Below are 14,861 nucleotides of genomic sequence, written 5' to 3' on the forward strand. Positions count from 1 at the left end.
AGTCGGCAGTTTTAAGGAGCGGTTGGCAGTGTATTTATAAAGAATAAAGATTATATAAATAAAAGTATGATGTTAAAATAGAAACTTTGAACATTTAACTTTGAATTTAAACTTGAAGAATGAAAGTATTAGCAAATGATGGAATTTCAAACAGCGGAAAGGTATCCCTTGAAGAAGCAGGATTTGAAGTCATCACCACAACAGTAGCACAAGAACAATTAATCAACTACATAAACGAGCACAACATTGACGTCATTTTGGTCAGAAGTGCCACAAAAGTGAGAAAAGATCTTATTGATGCTTGTCCAAGTATCAAAATCATTGGTCGTGGTGGCGTAGGTATGGATAATATTGATGTGGAGTATGCTCGTGGCAAAGGATTGCACGTCATTAACACGCCAGCGGCATCTTCAGAATCGGTAGCAGAATTGGTTTTTGCGCATTTATTTGGAGGTGTGCGTTTCTTGCACGATGCCAACAGAAATATGCCATTGGATGGTGATACACAATTCAATACGCTTAAAAAGAATTATGCGAAAGGTAGAGAATTACGTGGCAAAACGTTAGGAATTATTGGTTTTGGTCGAATTGGTCGTGAAGTAGCAAAAATTGCATTGGGTGTTGGTATGAAAGTCATTGCCAGCGATAAGTTTGCAGACAAAGCAACCATCAAGGTTGATTTTTATAATGGTCAGTTTATCAATGTTGAAATTGAAACCCAACCAATGAAAGATTTGTTGCAACATTCAGATTTCATCACCCTACACGTTCCTGCACAAAAGGAATATGTGATTGATGAAAAACAATTTAAACAAATGAAAGATGGTGTCGGCATTATCAATGCAGCTCGCGGTGGTGTTATCAATGAAGTGGCTTTAATTAAAGCGCTTGATAGCGGTAAAGTTGCCTTTGCAGGATTGGATACTTTCGACAATGAGCCTACTCCGGCTGTTCAAGTCTTGATGAACCCAAAAGTGTCATTGACACCTCATATTGGTGCTGCCACGAATGAAGCTCAAGATAGAATCGGTACTGAATTGGCATCACAAATTATCAGTATTTTAAAGACTGAAAAAGTCTAAAAGTTATCAACATAACTTCATAAAAAAAACCTATAACTGCCTATGTTATAGGTTTTTTTTATAATTTACAAACTCAACTTAAAACTTAAAGAAAATGTCTGGAATTTTAGATTTATTGAACAGCCCTGTTGGAAAATCAATCGTTAGTGGTGTGGCTGGTCAAACAAACCAACCTGAAAGCAAAACACAAGATGTGTTGACAATGGCGCTGCCAGTTTTGATGCAAGCGATGAGAAGAAATGCCTCCACATCTCAAGGTGCTGATAGTTTGTTGGGAGCACTAAACGGTAAACACGACGGCAGCATCTTGGAAAATCTGGGCGGACTTTTTGGAGGTGGTGTTGATGACAACGTATTGAATGATGGTAGCAAAATATTGGGGCACGTTTTGGGCAATAAGCAATCGAATGTTGAGAATGCCTTGAGCCAAAAATCTGGGCTTGATGCTAACTCTGTTGCACAAATTCTAAAAGTAGCTGCTCCAATTCTTATGGGAATTTTAGGCAGTCAAGCCAAACAGAAAAACGTCAATAGTCAAAGTGGTCTAGAAGGAATGCTAGGCGGTTTGTTAAAAGGAAATTCACCTCAAAATGAGCAAAGCTTCCTCGAATCAATCCTAGATGCTGATGGTGACGGCAGTGTTATTGATGATGTCGCCGGAATGGTACTAGGAGGTGGCAACAAAAAGAAAGGCGGCCTGGGAGGTCTTCTGGGAGGATTGTTTGGAGGTAAATAGTTTTTTATTTGAAGTGTGTCTCAACCAAAACACACTTTCACTCACTAAAAACCTTTGACAACTAAATACAGTTGTTCTATAAAAGCCAAAACAAATACTTTTGATTCATCATTGAAATAAAGGTTTGTTTTGGCTCTTCTTTTGTATAAAGAATATAGTTTGAAGTCAACTCTTTTTTTCGTAACTTATAAAAAAGAATTATTATGAAATCATTAAGCTATCTTTTAATTATTTGTTCAATATTCATTGGTTGTGATAGCAGCAAAACTGCATCTACAGCATCCTCAACCAACAAGTCGAATGACATAAGAAACGCAATTAGCGAAAGCCAAGACACTGTTCGCATTGCCAATGACAATTTGGAATACGAAATCATTATCATCGAGCCAGGTTTTAATTCATGGCTAGCCAGTACTGCAAGACCGGAAGGGTATTATTCACAGCAGTTTATGGAGGCCAGAAACAGACAATATGTTATTGAGTGGAACAATAGGGTACTCCAACCTCATCGTTTCAATCCTAATCTATATGAAATGCAAATTAACTATGATCCTGCCGTAGACTATGGTTACGATGTGAATTACAAACTTTACAATTATTTCATTTATTTCCAATTGACTTACAATCAAAAATTGGCAGGCTACATTCCGCGCATTTAGAGTATATTTGCAGCGCAAAATAGTCTATGGAAAACTTCAAAAAGCGTTGGGAAATACAGCATAATTGGCAATTGATATTTCCATTTCTCGCCATTTTAGCCAACTTTTATTTGGCTTACAAACTGGCTTCCATCATTTTAAAAGGATTAGACATTCTATATATCGCTGTTCTCACCATCGTCTTGTATTTTGTACTTCTGAAGTTTTTCCTCTGGTGGTTCAAAAAAGTGGAAGACAAATGGATAGTGGACTATAGATGGCAAATGATTCGAATTTTTTTGGTTTTTGCCATTACTGGTTCTTCTTCAGCATTCATCAGCAAACCTATTATGCTCTTTTTAGGAATTACTAAAGAAAACTTAAACCCTTTTGCTTATTGGTTTTTATATGCTATCATTGGGCTGTTTTTCTACCAAATTCTATTGGTATGCTTCGGATGGCTTTTTGGCCAGTTTCAATTCTTCTGGGAATTCGAAAAAAAAATACTCCGTAGATTTGGCTTGAAACGTTTTTTAGATTGATGCGGAAATTTAGCGAACATATTGCTTTTAGAATTGCCACGTTAGTATTGGTACTTACGCTGTTGGTACCAACTGGAGTTAAATTTTCGCACGTTTTTACCCATCAACATCATCATCACGAAGTATGTAAAGGGGAACCGGAAACACATCTTCATAATGCCGATTTTGATTGTAGCTTTTATAAATTCAAATTAAGCTCACCATTTACCATCCCTGTTCTTCAGGCCGAATTAGTAATGGTGGAGATAAATACTCTTAAAACTGAAGCTCCTTATGCGTTTTTAAGTGAGTTTCAACAACTGCATTTCTCACTTCGTGGGCCGCCACAAATTAGTTTATCATAACATTTTCTGAAGGATTTCAGAAGCTTTTTTTTAAACTAATTAAAATCATTCATATGAAATTATTTTTCAATGTATTGCTATTATTGGCAATACCATCAATATATGCACAACATAGCTTGTCTGGCACAGTTACAGACAAAACGACAAACGAACCTATAGTTTTTGCCAATGTGTACCTTCCCCAATTGGAGAAAGGCGGCACAACCAATGAGCACGGTGTTTTTACCATTAATAATTTACCCAAAGGCACTTACAAAGTGGTCATTTCCATCATTGGATACGAAACTTTATCGCAAAACATAAGTTTACCTCTAAATGAACCTATTGTTTTTGCTTTAAATCCGTCTGCCATAGAGATGGAAGAAGTGATTGTTTCCACCCCTTTTCACAAGCTTCAAAGCGACAATGTGATGAAGGTAGAGCGCGAAAGTGTCAGCGATTTAAAATCAAAAGGTTCAGTGACCCTTGCGGATGGGATATCCAATATTGCTGGTGTAGAGAGCGTCACTACCGGAATTGGTATAGGCAAACCAGTCATTCGAGGATTAAGTTCCAACAGAGTTTTGGTTTATACCCAAGGTGTTAGACTCGAAAATCAGCAATTTGGTGATGAACACGGACTCGGTGTCAGCAATGCTGGCATTGAAAGTGTTGAAGTCATCAAAGGACCTGCTTCCCTACTCTATGGTAGTGATGCTCTTGGCGGTGTTCTGTATTTAAATCCAGAGAAGTTTGCTGAAGCCAATAGTTCAAAGGCTGATTTTGGCGGAAATTACTTTACCAATACGCAGGGATATTCAACAAATGCTGGCTTTAAGTCATCGGGAGATAAATTCAAGTTTCTGTTTAGAGGAAGTTTAACAGAGCATTCCGATTATGACACTCAAGACTACCGCGTGACCAATACGCGCTTTAGAGAACAGGATTTTAAGGCTGGTTTTGGTTTTCAAGATAAAAAATTCAAGACTGAAGTACGTTACAATGTCAATCATTCAAAATTGGGTATTCCCGAAGAGATTGGTGAACAATCGACTGCCAGAACGCCTTTACTGCCCTATCAGGATATTACCAACCACGTGTTGAGTTCAAAATCTACAGTATTCTTTGACAACTCCAGTTTGGACATCAATTTAGGTCTTTTGTACAATGATAGAAATGAATTTGAAGAGCATCATCATCATGAAGGAGAGGAAGAACATGAAGGCGGTGAAGAGCACGAAGGTGAAGAACATCATGAAGACGAAGAAGGCGAATTGCACCCTGCTCTGCAAATGAAGCTTAAAACCTTTAATTACGATGTGAAATACCATCTCCCAAAAATGGGCAAGTTTGAAACCATTGTGGGTGTACAAGGTATGAGCCAAAGAAATACCAATTACGGCGAAGAACAATTGATTCCAGATGCAACTACAAATGACATAGGAGTTTTGGCAACATCACATATTCATTTTGAAAAAGCCGATGTTCAATTGGGCGCTCGTTTTGATAATCGAACTATTGAGGTGTTGGATGGCATCAATCGTCAATTCAACAGTTTTAATGGTGCTGTTGGTGTCAAAACTGATATTTTTAAACAAGTAACGGCACGACTTAATCTGGCAACGGGCTTTAGAGCACCTAATTTGGCCGAATTGACTTCAGACGGTACGCACGAAGGTACCAATCGTTACGAAGTAGGAAATGCTAATTTAGCCAATGAGCAGAATTTTCAAACTGATTTATCCTTGGAATATGCCAATGAACATTTTGAACTATTTGCCAACGGCTTTTACAACACAATTCAAAATTACATCTATATCGCTCCCACTGGCGAAGAGATTGATGACACGCCTGTGTTCAATTATGTACAGAACAATGCACGATTATATGGCGGTGAAATTGGGTTTCACTTGCACCCTCACCCACTCGATTGGTTACACGTAGAGAGCAGTTTTGAAACCGTCACCGGTCAGCAAGAAGATGACTCTTATTTGCCACTGATACCAGCAAATACGCTCAACAATACCATACATGTGGAACTTAACAACAAATGGCTGCAAAAAGGCTATGCCTTTGTGACTTTAAGATCAACATTTGAGCAAAACAATGTGAGCCAATTTGAAACCACTACAGGTGCTTATGATTTGTTGAGTGCAGGGATTGGTGGTATGGTTAAATTGTTCAAGAAGGATTTGGCAATAGCTATTTCAGGTACAAATTTGACTGACGAAGCATATATCAATCATTTGTCGCGATTAAAGTCTGAAGGAATTTTTAATATAGGAAGAAATTTTAGTTTAGGCTTGACCTATTATCTGTAAAGTGGCAAAACAAAAAGAGCCAAGAATCGTATATATCTTGGCTCTTTTAATTTATAAACTGAAGTATTAATTATCACTTCTTACTTTAATCGGAATAGGTTCTTTATCTTGATCTTTCTTAAACACATACGTCAAGAACCACATAATGGTAAATGATGGTATCACATCAAACCCAGGTAAAATCTCTTCTACGAAAGATAAGATACCGGCTATTCTACCTTTGCGTCCACTATACATTTTTGACATCAAGTAACCAGAAACTGGCGCCCAAATAATGTCAATGAAGGTAATCATCCCGACAAGATCAAAAATGATTCCCAGTACCAACTTTTTATTTCTACTTAACTTTTCTAATTTCATTCTGCAAATAATTGATTTATAATTGTTTTATAGCAAGAAACGTACCAAAATATATTAGGAAAACTTATTGCTAATCAGCTTCAAAAACTCATTGCGTGTTTCAATCTTTTCAAACTGACCTCTAAATCCTGACGTTGTAGTAACAGAGTTCTGTTTTTGTACGCCACGCATCATCATACACATATGCGACGCTTCAATCACTACCGCAACGCCTTGAGGTTTTAAGGTATCGTTGATACAATCGAGAATCTGCTCTGTCAATCGCTCTTGCACCTGCAATCGCCTGGCAAAAACATCGACAATGCGTGGCAACTTGCTCAACCCGACAATATGTCCGTTGGGAATGTAGGCAATGTGTGCCTTTCCAAAAAATGGCAATAGATGATGTTCACAAAGTGAATACACTTCTATATCCTTTACAATTACCATCTCGTTATAGGTTTCTTCAAACATCGCGCTCTTTAGAATCTCTGCGGCATCCTGGTGATAACCTTGCGTGAGAAACTGCATTGCTTTCGATGCGCGCTCTGGAGTTTTGAGAAGTCCGTCTCGTGAGACATCTTCGCCTAAATCTGTAATAATCTCCTTAAATCGGTCTTTGATATCTTCCGTAACTTTGATATTGTACTCTTCAAAATGTTGGTATGGCATTCGCGTGGTTTTAGTTTGTTTGATAAATGTACATAATAATTATTGGTCTTGAAACCTTCTACAAGCTTACTGTAACATTAACAATTCTAACGGTTTTTTAACGTTTGTTTATGACAATACCCTGCTTGTCATAAGTAGATTTGTTTTACTAACTGTAACAAACCAATTGTTCTATAGTCTTTAAGATTATATAACATCATCAATCAATAAACTATGACCATCCGCTTTATTAGTTTTCTGATGTCCATACTATGCATCTCATCAATGCTTGGACAGGAAAAGAAAACCTTGCAAATTCAACGCACCGACAACCCTCCCAAAATAGATGGCGTCCTGGATGACGCCGTGTGGGCAAGCGCTATGGAGGCGAAAGATTTTACCCAGTTTCGGCCCACAATGGGCGTCAAGGAAAAACCTGGCCAAGAGACTGTGGTCAAAATGACCTATGATGACAATGCCATTTACATTGCTGCCTATCTTTATGACAATCCTGCCGAAATAATGAAGCAAATGACCAGTCGTGACAACTTTGGTCAGAGTGATTTTTTCTTGGTAGTCTTTAACCCAAACAACGATGCACAGAACGATACCGAATTGGTCGTATTCCCAACAGGCACACAGGCCGATGCCATCGCGAGTCCGAGCAATGGAGAGGATTTTGGGTGGAATGCCGTTTGGGACAGTGCCGTAAAGATTGTAGATGATGGCTGGATTGTTGAAATGAAAGTACCGTATGCCGTGTTGCGTTTTGCCAATCAGGAGAAACCTACTTGGGGACTGCAATTTCACAGGCAGTTTAGACGTACTCGTGAGCAATACACTTGGAATCCTGTAGATATTTCACAAGGGAATATCGGTTTGTATCACGGCGAAATGGTAGGCCTTGAGAACATCCAACCTCCTACTCGCTTGTTTTTGTATCCGTTTGCCTCTGCGTTGATCAATTCTTCTGACGGAAAAACGACAGATGATTATAGCATAGGGCTTGATGTGAAATATGGTATCAGTGAAAACTTTACATTGGATGCCACCTTGATTCCTGATTTTAGTCAGGCAGGTTTTGACAATGTGGTGCTGAATCTTGGGCCTTTTGAACAACAATTTTCAGAGCAACGCCAATTCTTTAAAGAAGGTGTCGATTTATTCAACAAAGGAAACCTGTTTTATTCGCGTCGTGTGGGAAGTGCGCCTACTGGTGATGTCAATTTACAGGAAAATGAAGAACTCGTCGACTATCCGGATAAGGTGAAGACTTTAAACGCCATCAAAGTATCAGGTAGGACTAAAAAAGGTTTGGGCATCGGTTTTTTTAATGCGATTACTGAAAAGACATATGCTACCGTAAGAGACACTCTTACAGGAAACACACGTGGTGAGGTGGTAGAGCCCTTGGCCAATTACAACATCTTGGTACTCGACCAGCAATTTAATCAAAACTCATCGGTAAGTCTGGTGAATACCAATGTGACACGCGATGGTCATTTTAGGGACGCCAACGTTACGGCTGCGCTGTTCGACATTACTACCAAATCCAATAAATATAACGTCAGCGGTGGCGCCAAAATGAGTTCGTTGAATCTTCCTGACGGGTCTCGCAATGGCTTTAGTTCGGAATTATTCCTAGGAAAGGTAAACGGCAATTATCGCTACAGCGTCGGGCATTCTTTGGCAGATACCAAATACAACATCAACGACTTGGGCATTCTGTTCAGAAACAATTACAATAACTTTTCTGCCGATGCGTCCTATAGAATCTTTGAGCCAACAGAAAAACTCAACAACTTCTATGTAGGCACTTGGTTTAACTATAACCGTTTATTTGATCCTAGTGTCTATACAGGCAAGAATACGGGCATCAACATCAACGGAACCACTAAAAAACTGCACAGCTTTGGGCTAAATGCCAATTGGCAAATAGGTAAGATCTATGATTATTTTGAGCCACGCACACCTGGCCGTTATTTTATTGTGGAAGATATTGTTAATACCAATGCTTGGATTTCGACCAATTATAACAAAACTTTTGCACTGGATGCCAACGTGGGCTACGCAGGCATCTATGAGCCAGGCAGGGATTTTTACAACTATTGGTTTGGGATTGAACCAAGGGTACGCTTTAGCGATAAGTTTTTGATGCAGTATTCGTTTTATATGGATGATTACCGCAAAGACCGTGGCTTTGTAACCAAGGTAGATGATGACATCATCTTTGGGCAACGCCGTAGGCTTGAGGTGGTGAACAGTCTTTCGGGAAATTATACCTTTAATCCGTTTCATTCGCTCAACCTGACCTTTAGAAACTATTGGTCTACCGTTACCTATGAGCGCGACCTTTATGTTTTACAAGAAAACGGACGTTTATCGCAAGAAGATGGTTATACGGTAGATGACATCAATGACCCAAATGTCAACTTCAACACTTGGAATCTCGACTTTAGTTATTCGTGGCAGTTTGCGCCAGGCAGTTTCCTGACAGCCTTGTATCGCAATCAATTGTTCAATAGAGATGTGTTTTCCAAACGGAAATATTTCAACAGTGTAAAAACCTTATTTGAGCAGCCTATTGAGCATACCCTATCCATCCGTTTGGTGTATTTTATTGATTATAATAACATCAAAAACGTCTTTCAGAAGAAAAACTCTTGATGCTTGCAATGCAAGCATTAAAGTAGTATGTTTGAGGTTATGATTACAGCTACAAACATTCATAAATATTACGGCGACCTGCACGTATTAAAAGGTGTCGATTTGCACATTGCCAAAGGTGAAGTCGTCTCGATAGTGGGCGCTTCTGGTGCTGGTAAAACCACCTTGCTGCAAATACTTGGTACACTCGACAGGGCTTCTACGAAAGATAAAGGCGAACTCATCATCAACAATGTAAGTTTGAACAGCCTGAACGACAAAGCCCTAGCCAAATTCAGAAATGAGCACATTGGGTTTATCTTTCAGTTTCATCAGCTGTTGCCAGAGTTCACAGCTCTAGAAAATGTGTGTTTGCCAGCATTTATCAAAGGCACTGCCAAGGCCGATGCCGAGAAACGTGCCATGGAACTTCTGGCCTTTTTAGGTCTGAAAGACCGCTACCATCATAAACCCGGCGAACTATCGGGTGGTGAGCAGCAGCGTGTGGCTGTGGCAAGAGCCTTGGTAAACAACCCAGAACTTATATTTGCCGATGAACCCAGTGGTAACCTAGACAGCGAGAGCGCTGATAATTTGCATAAACTCTTTTTTAAACTTCGCGACGAGTTTGGACAAACCTTCGTCATCGTTACCCACAATGAAGAATTGGCTGACATGGCCGATAGAAAGCTTGTGATGGTTGATGGGAAGATTGTCTGATTTAAGCTTCCTAATAACCTGTTCAAACAGTCATTGCTTAACCTTATTTTCGACAAGAACAGGAACTACAACGATATGAACAGTATTTTCAGCAGCGTGAACACCATTTCCAGCGATGGGAACAGCTAAAACATCGTTGGGAACAGCATTTCCAGCAATGGGAACAACTAAAACACCGTTGGGAACACAATTTCCAGCGTTGGGAACAACTAAAACACCGATGGGAACACGATTTCCAGCGTTGGGAACAGCTAAAACATCGTTGGGAACAGCATTTCCAGCGATGGGAACGGAAAAACATCGACGGGAACGCGTTTTGCAATAATTTTCACTTAAGTTTTATTTCTGTTCGGCCTTTGAATGAAATTGTTCGTTCATATGTTTTAAAAGTGTATTTTAGTGACATTCTAATACTCTAAATCTATATGAAAAGAATCAACAACACCATAGCGCTTCTAGCCTTTCTACTACTGGTGTCCTGTGGGCTAAAACCTATAACTTCAGAATACACATACATTAAAACCGACCTTCAAAATGTGAAGTTGGATGAACTTGGCAACGGAATCATTCTCATATATAATGGCGCTAATATTTTTCATAAGATAGATAATACGGCACGTTTGAATATTTGGCTCAATGACCAAGCTCTTGGACAGTTAAAACCTAGCGAGTATGTAATCATCAATCTGAAAAGTGGAGATCATCATTTTAAGGTGCTGCATAAAGATGTTGTGAATATGAGAAGCGAACACGATGTTGAGATAGATGCCACTACCAAAGTCATTAAAATAAAACCCAACATTACCTCAAATAAGCTAGAAGTAACCAATGAACTTCCAGAAAACTTTGAAAAATTCAAGTATGCTGAAACTAGATAATCATTGCCTATCTCGCGTTTTTGGAGTCTTGCTGGTGCTAATCCTGACGTTAAATGTGTGCACCTGCAAAGGCATTGCGCAAGAACAGGATACTGTGCAATCTACAACCAAATTTGATTTCTCAAAAATTGAAAAATTCCGCAACACAAAGCTCCAAGGTCAAATCATAAATGATTATGACAGCATTTTCAGTCCGTCTCAAAGAATAGAGCTCACAAAGCTTCTATATGATTACGACATTAAAACCACCCGACAGGTAGTAGTTGTAACGGTTGACAGTATAAAACCTTATTCCGACATCCAAAAATATGCAACAGATTTAATGAACTATTGGGGCGTGGGAAATGCCGAAACAAATAACGGACTCGCAATTGTGCTGTGCAAGCCTTGTAGAAAAGTAGCAATAGCCACAGGATATGGCACTGAACTCGTCCTGACAGACGACATCTGTAAAAAAGTGATAGAAGAAACCATCATTCCTGAATTCAAAAAAGGAGACTATTATCTCGGCATTAAAACAGGTGTACTAGAGCTGATAGAACGATGGGAATAAAAGTCTCCTGGTTTAATCATTAACTTTAATCCCGTAACTGGCGGTTATACGAGACCGTCAGCAAATATTAAATGAAGAACTTAACTATTATATTTACATTTTTAATCACACTAACAGGTTATGCTCAATCAAATTATTCTAAATGGAAAACAGAAAAATTTGAAAATAAAAAAATTTATGTTGATTTGAAAAACGCTTTAGAAAATCCATTAAGCGTAAAAATTTTGGATTTAGGTGGGCAAAATTTAACGGAAATCCCCAAAAGCATAAAAGAATTTAAAAATCTTCAAGTGTTACTTTTAGGCTGGAGACCAAAAAAATATTTAGATAGTTCAATAATAAAAATGGCTCAAAATATTGGAGGTGGATATTTTCATCTTGACCGCAATAGAGGAATCGTTCTTGATTATAATAAAATTCAGCAATTACCATCCTAACTTTGCACTCTAACACAACTGGAATATCTTGAACTGAATTATAATGATATTAAAAGTTTTCCTGATGAAATGGTTAACCTTGAGAATCTGAAACAAATCTCTCTATTTGGAAATTCGACAATTTTCAGGAATAACGAAATCATTGAGGAAATGGAATTAAAAATGCCAAATTGTGAATTCCTGACTGCTCGAAATTTTATGAAAGAGAGAAAAAAGAAAGAACAAAACATTTGCTAACACCGTATATAAGCTATGGCTCGGTCAGTGCACACTTGGAAAATCCTTGCGGATTTTCAGTTTGGTGTGTACTTGCTAAGTTTAGTGCTAACCCACGCAACTACTCATAGCCGAGACCGTTGTACACAATTAAAGACAAACATTTCGCTGAAAAGAAAATGATGGAATTACCAAATGATATTATTGAAGAAATGAAAATCCGCTTTGACTCGGGTTTTGATTTAGCGAATAAAATTTTGACTGAATCTCTCAATGAAAATGAATACCTAAATCACGAGAGAATTATTCGATGTGTAATCTATCTTTCAGACGGAATTCAAAGTTTTAAGCATAATCTGAAAGTAGCTAAAACTGACCCAAGAGATGTTATGCTGTTTGCGGAATATGAACAAATGAATAGAATCAGAGATTTCAATAAAACCTTTGCCGAAAATGATGTTTAAAGAAAAAACGAAGGATAATGAACTTTATGTTTATCTGAATGGAAAACTGATTTACAAAAAGTGGCTGAATAGTGGAGAATCGAAAGTGTTTGACGTAATGGCTTATGACAAATACACTTTGAAAACAATAAAAGAAACGGAATAAAATAACTGTGTACAACAACGTATAAAAATAATTGCTATTTTGTGCTTAAATAAAGGTCGGTGCATATTTGCCAACTTCTGATTTTCCTTCGGAAAATCCTCGCTGACAAACACGCAACTATTCTTATACAAAACCGTTGTGCATAATGTAAAAAAACAACGAAAATACATCAAAATTGTCAAATGAAAAGCGGAAAACTAAACTCAAATATTACGGATTGAAACGGAAAGAAATTTTTTGGCTAATAGCTACATTTGGTATTTCAATAATTATTTGTCTGATTTTGCTTGGACTTAATTGCTTTAGCTCATCGACGACTGACATAAATGTTCACGACACTTATTTCGTTGTGGAAAAAAGTGAATTATCCCTGCTAATTATCAAGCTTACTTTTTTCTTTGTATATCTAATCAGAATGCTAAAAAGAAAATTCAAAAATTTGACGGCAAATCTGATTTTTATGATTGCCAATGTCTTTATGAATTTTTCAGTTGTTGGATTATTTTCACTAATCAAATCATTTGCTCGTTCGACAGGGGTGATTGAAAATAATATGGAAAAAAATTCTATGTTAGATAGTGGTTCAACAGAATATATTATTTTGTGGTTGACATTTCTAATGTTTCAAATATTCTTGCTGATTTCGCTCGGATATACAGGGTTTAAAACCGGACTGAATTACAAAAAGAATGGATAAAACACTATGCACAACAATGTATAACCGCAATTACGGCGGATTCGACTACGTCCGGCACGAGCACGAAGTGCGAACTGGCGTAGCAATCCACTCGGAATTGCTAACGTCTGTGCTTAACCGAAAATTATTAACTTTAATCCCGTAACTGACGGTTATACGAGACCGTTGGCAATAATTATGAAAAAATCGATAATTCTAACGACAATACTTCTGATATTTTCAATGTCCGAAATTTGTGCGTGTAGCTGTTTCAAAAAAAGTGTGACAGAAAACTTTAAAGGAGCTGATTTAGTTTTTACTGGACAAGTAGTAGAAATAATTGAGCATAAAATGATTGATTCAATTCCAACCGACGATGAATTGAAACCTTTCAAAATCCGAAAATATAACCGAATTGAATTTAAGTTCAAAATCTTGAAATTATACAAAGGAGATATTGATTCGGAATTCGTTTCTATATATACAACAGGCGGAATTATTGACTGCGGAAATTACTTCCCAATAAATTCCAAGCAATTTGTTTATTCATATATTACAGACGTAAGACTTAATGACTATGGTTCCGACAGAAAAGTTAAGCCCTATTATTCGACAAGTACTTGCAGTCAAACCAAAGAATTGAAAAGAACCAAACGCCGTGAAATAAAGGAAATTGAACAATTATCTGGAATAAAATAACTATTGCCAACACCGTGTATAAACCATTGCTGGGTCTGTGCTCATCTGGAAAATTCCTGCGGAATTTTCACGTAGATTTGTACTTGGAATGGTCCGGGCAATCACACGCAACGGTCCATACACAAACCGTTGTGAGTAATTATGAGAAACCGAATTACATTCATATTATCAATTTTAATTTTCATTATAGGTTGTAAAAACGAGGAATCTGTATCTGAAAATAAAAATGCAGAAATTGGTCAGTTTAGATTTATAATTTCCGACACATTGGCTTATGGAAAAAATATTGCGAGAATATCTGAATACAATCGTAATTTAAAAGAAAACGAAACTTCTTTAATATCAGTAATAATCAAAAACGAACTGGAAGACGGAACCACGAAAATTGACACTTTTAGTGACGGACTAAAAACACCATTTTTTGGAATTAGTAAATACCGCACTGGAAAACATAAAATCGAAATTAAGGTAGAAGAAAAAATATTGAGAACGAAATCACTTCCGAACGACTCAATGTCTCTCGAAATAAAAGACATATATTACACATACGATTTTGATGTGTTTGTAATGGATAAAGAATATAAATCTGAACTGAACGAATTGTTGCGAAAACAAATGGATATTGAATATAGTGAAAACCCAATATAAAATAACTACTCACAACAATGGCTATAATTCATTGCGGTTGAATTCCTTATCGGAATTCAACCGCAAATTTGCTATCTTCGGTGCACGGCAGACATAAGCCAGAACGTAAATGCTTCTAAAATACGTCAAATGTCGTATTGTACAAAG

General features: G+C 37.6%; 19 protein-coding genes. 17 read left to right on the forward strand and 2 right to left on the reverse strand.

The features are described from left to right. The first annotated feature begins 119 nt into the window (after positions 1–119). The 6 genes from M0G43_RS10830 (at position 120) to M0G43_RS10855 (ending at position 5,642) form a co-directional block, all read left to right on the forward strand. A complete protein-coding gene (locus tag M0G43_RS10830) occupies positions 120–1,082 on the forward strand; it encodes a D-2-hydroxyacid dehydrogenase (RefSeq protein WP_248026333.1) in 963 nt (320 codons plus the stop codon). Between the two features lie 94 nt (positions 1,083–1,176). Beyond that, complete coding sequence (locus tag M0G43_RS10835) at positions 1,177–1,818, forward strand: DUF937 domain-containing protein (protein WP_248026341.1); 642 nt, start codon at positions 1,177–1,179, stop codon at positions 1,816–1,818. 203 nt (positions 1,819–2,021) lie between these two features. Next, positions 2,022–2,477, forward strand: a complete 456-nt coding sequence (locus tag M0G43_RS10840; protein ID WP_248026343.1) for a DUF6146 family protein — start codon at positions 2,022–2,024, stop codon at positions 2,475–2,477. A 26-nt stretch (positions 2,478–2,503) separates the two neighbouring features. Continuing rightward, the gene (locus M0G43_RS10845; protein WP_248026345.1) at positions 2,504–2,998 is read left to right on the forward strand and encodes a DUF6787 family protein; all 495 of its coding nucleotides are present in this window, start codon (positions 2,504–2,506) and stop codon (positions 2,996–2,998) included. Then, positions 2,998–3,342, forward strand: coding sequence for a hypothetical protein (locus M0G43_RS10850; protein WP_248026348.1), 345 nt, complete (start codon positions 2,998–3,000; stop codon positions 3,340–3,342). Before M0G43_RS10845 ends, M0G43_RS10850 begins: the two co-directional genes overlap by 1 nt. Positions 3,343–3,395: 53 nt before the next feature. Beyond that, positions 3,396–5,642, forward strand: coding sequence for a TonB-dependent receptor (locus tag M0G43_RS10855; RefSeq protein ID WP_248026350.1), 2,247 nt, complete (start codon positions 3,396–3,398; stop codon positions 5,640–5,642). Positions 5,643–5,708: 66 nt separating this feature from the next. Here the strand turns inward: M0G43_RS10855 and M0G43_RS10860 are convergent, their stop codons facing one another. Next, positions 5,709–6,002, reverse strand: coding sequence for a hypothetical protein (locus M0G43_RS10860; protein ID WP_248026358.1), 294 nt, complete (start codon positions 6,000–6,002; stop codon positions 5,709–5,711). A gap of 54 nt (positions 6,003–6,056) precedes the next feature. Then, on the reverse strand, positions 6,057–6,653 hold the full coding sequence (gene folE / locus M0G43_RS10865; RefSeq protein WP_248026360.1) for a GTP cyclohydrolase I FolE: 597 nt from the start codon (positions 6,651–6,653) through the stop codon (positions 6,057–6,059). Between the two features lie 213 nt (positions 6,654–6,866). Between folE and M0G43_RS10870 the strand changes: the two genes are divergently transcribed. The 11 genes from M0G43_RS10870 to M0G43_RS10920 all read left to right on the forward strand — a co-directional run bounded on the left by M0G43_RS10870 (position 6,867) and on the right by M0G43_RS10920 (position 14,714). Beyond that, positions 6,867–9,299 carry a DUF5916 domain-containing protein gene (locus tag M0G43_RS10870; RefSeq protein ID WP_248026362.1) on the forward strand — a complete coding sequence of 811 codons (2,433 nt, stop codon included), beginning with the start codon at positions 6,867–6,869 and terminating at the stop codon, positions 9,297–9,299. Positions 9,300–9,338: 39 nt separating this feature from the next. Further along, a complete protein-coding gene (locus M0G43_RS10875; protein WP_248026365.1) occupies positions 9,339–9,998 on the forward strand; it encodes an ABC transporter ATP-binding protein in 660 nt (219 codons plus the stop codon). A 115-nt stretch (positions 9,999–10,113) separates the two neighbouring features. Next, positions 10,114–10,323 carry a hypothetical protein gene (locus M0G43_RS10880; protein ID WP_248026372.1) on the forward strand — a complete coding sequence of 70 codons (210 nt, stop codon included), beginning with the start codon at positions 10,114–10,116 and terminating at the stop codon, positions 10,321–10,323. A 100-nt stretch (positions 10,324–10,423) separates the two neighbouring features. Continuing rightward, on the forward strand, positions 10,424–10,876 hold the full coding sequence (locus M0G43_RS10885; RefSeq protein WP_248026380.1) for a hypothetical protein: 453 nt from the start codon (positions 10,424–10,426) through the stop codon (positions 10,874–10,876). Further along, on the forward strand, positions 10,860–11,429 hold the full coding sequence (locus tag M0G43_RS10890) for a TPM domain-containing protein (RefSeq protein WP_248026383.1): 570 nt from the start codon (positions 10,860–10,862) through the stop codon (positions 11,427–11,429). The genes M0G43_RS10885 and M0G43_RS10890 overlap by 17 nt, the downstream gene beginning before the upstream one ends. Positions 11,430–11,500: 71 nt before the next feature. Continuing rightward, positions 11,501–11,866, forward strand: coding sequence for a hypothetical protein (locus tag M0G43_RS10895; RefSeq protein WP_248026387.1), 366 nt, complete (start codon positions 11,501–11,503; stop codon positions 11,864–11,866). A gap of 356 nt (positions 11,867–12,222) precedes the next feature. Beyond that, positions 12,223–12,546, forward strand: a complete 324-nt coding sequence (locus M0G43_RS10900) for a hypothetical protein (RefSeq protein ID WP_248026390.1) — start codon at positions 12,223–12,225, stop codon at positions 12,544–12,546. Then, a complete protein-coding gene (locus tag M0G43_RS10905; RefSeq protein WP_248026393.1) occupies positions 12,536–12,691 on the forward strand; it encodes a hypothetical protein in 156 nt (51 codons plus the stop codon). Before M0G43_RS10900 ends, M0G43_RS10905 begins: the two co-directional genes overlap by 11 nt. Before the next feature lie 217 nt (positions 12,692–12,908). Further along, positions 12,909–13,388: a hypothetical protein gene (locus M0G43_RS10910; RefSeq protein ID WP_248026395.1), complete on the forward strand. Its 480-nt coding sequence runs from the start codon at positions 12,909–12,911 to the stop codon at positions 13,386–13,388. 261 nt (positions 13,389–13,649) lie between these two features. After that, positions 13,650–14,066, forward strand: coding sequence for a hypothetical protein (locus tag M0G43_RS10915; RefSeq protein WP_248026397.1), 417 nt, complete (start codon positions 13,650–13,652; stop codon positions 14,064–14,066). 141 nt (positions 14,067–14,207) lie between these two features. Beyond that, complete coding sequence (locus M0G43_RS10920; protein WP_248026400.1) at positions 14,208–14,714, forward strand: hypothetical protein; 507 nt, start codon at positions 14,208–14,210, stop codon at positions 14,712–14,714. The last annotated feature ends 147 nt before the right edge of the window (positions 14,715–14,861 follow it).

Source organism: Subsaxibacter sp. CAU 1640 (assembly GCF_023156585.1).
Classification (GTDB): Bacteria; Bacteroidota; Bacteroidia; order Flavobacteriales; family Flavobacteriaceae; genus JBPOFM01.

Coding starts and splice junctions, on each gene's coding strand:
- M0G43_RS10880 (WP_248026372.1), top strand. CDS start 10,114: ATGGGAACAGCTAAAACATCGTTGGGAACAGCATTTCCAGCAATGGGA.
- M0G43_RS10890 (WP_248026383.1), top strand. CDS start 10,860: ATGCTGAAACTAGATAATCATTGCCTATCTCGCGTTTTTGGAGTCTTG.
- M0G43_RS10875 (WP_248026365.1), top strand. CDS start 9,339: ATGATTACAGCTACAAACATTCATAAATATTACGGCGACCTGCACGTA.
- folE (WP_248026360.1), bottom strand. CDS start 6,653: ATGCCATACCAACATTTTGAAGAGTACAATATCAAAGTTACGGAAGAT.
- M0G43_RS10885 (WP_248026380.1), top strand. CDS start 10,424: ATGAAAAGAATCAACAACACCATAGCGCTTCTAGCCTTTCTACTACTG.
- M0G43_RS10895 (WP_248026387.1), top strand. CDS start 11,501: ATGAAGAACTTAACTATTATATTTACATTTTTAATCACACTAACAGGT.
- M0G43_RS10830 (WP_248026333.1), top strand. CDS start 120: ATGAAAGTATTAGCAAATGATGGAATTTCAAACAGCGGAAAGGTATCC.
- M0G43_RS10855 (WP_248026350.1), top strand. CDS start 3,396: ATGAAATTATTTTTCAATGTATTGCTATTATTGGCAATACCATCAATA.
- M0G43_RS10840 (WP_248026343.1), top strand. CDS start 2,022: ATGAAATCATTAAGCTATCTTTTAATTATTTGTTCAATATTCATTGGT.
- M0G43_RS10835 (WP_248026341.1), top strand. CDS start 1,177: ATGTCTGGAATTTTAGATTTATTGAACAGCCCTGTTGGAAAATCAATC.
- M0G43_RS10860 (WP_248026358.1), bottom strand. CDS start 6,002: ATGAAATTAGAAAAGTTAAGTAGAAATAAAAAGTTGGTACTGGGAATC.
- M0G43_RS10905 (WP_248026393.1), top strand. CDS start 12,536: ATGATGTTTAAAGAAAAAACGAAGGATAATGAACTTTATGTTTATCTG.
- M0G43_RS10870 (WP_248026362.1), top strand. CDS start 6,867: ATGACCATCCGCTTTATTAGTTTTCTGATGTCCATACTATGCATCTCA.
- M0G43_RS10850 (WP_248026348.1), top strand. CDS start 2,998: ATGCGGAAATTTAGCGAACATATTGCTTTTAGAATTGCCACGTTAGTA.
- M0G43_RS10845 (WP_248026345.1), top strand. CDS start 2,504: ATGGAAAACTTCAAAAAGCGTTGGGAAATACAGCATAATTGGCAATTG.
- M0G43_RS10920 (WP_248026400.1), top strand. CDS start 14,208: ATGAGAAACCGAATTACATTCATATTATCAATTTTAATTTTCATTATA.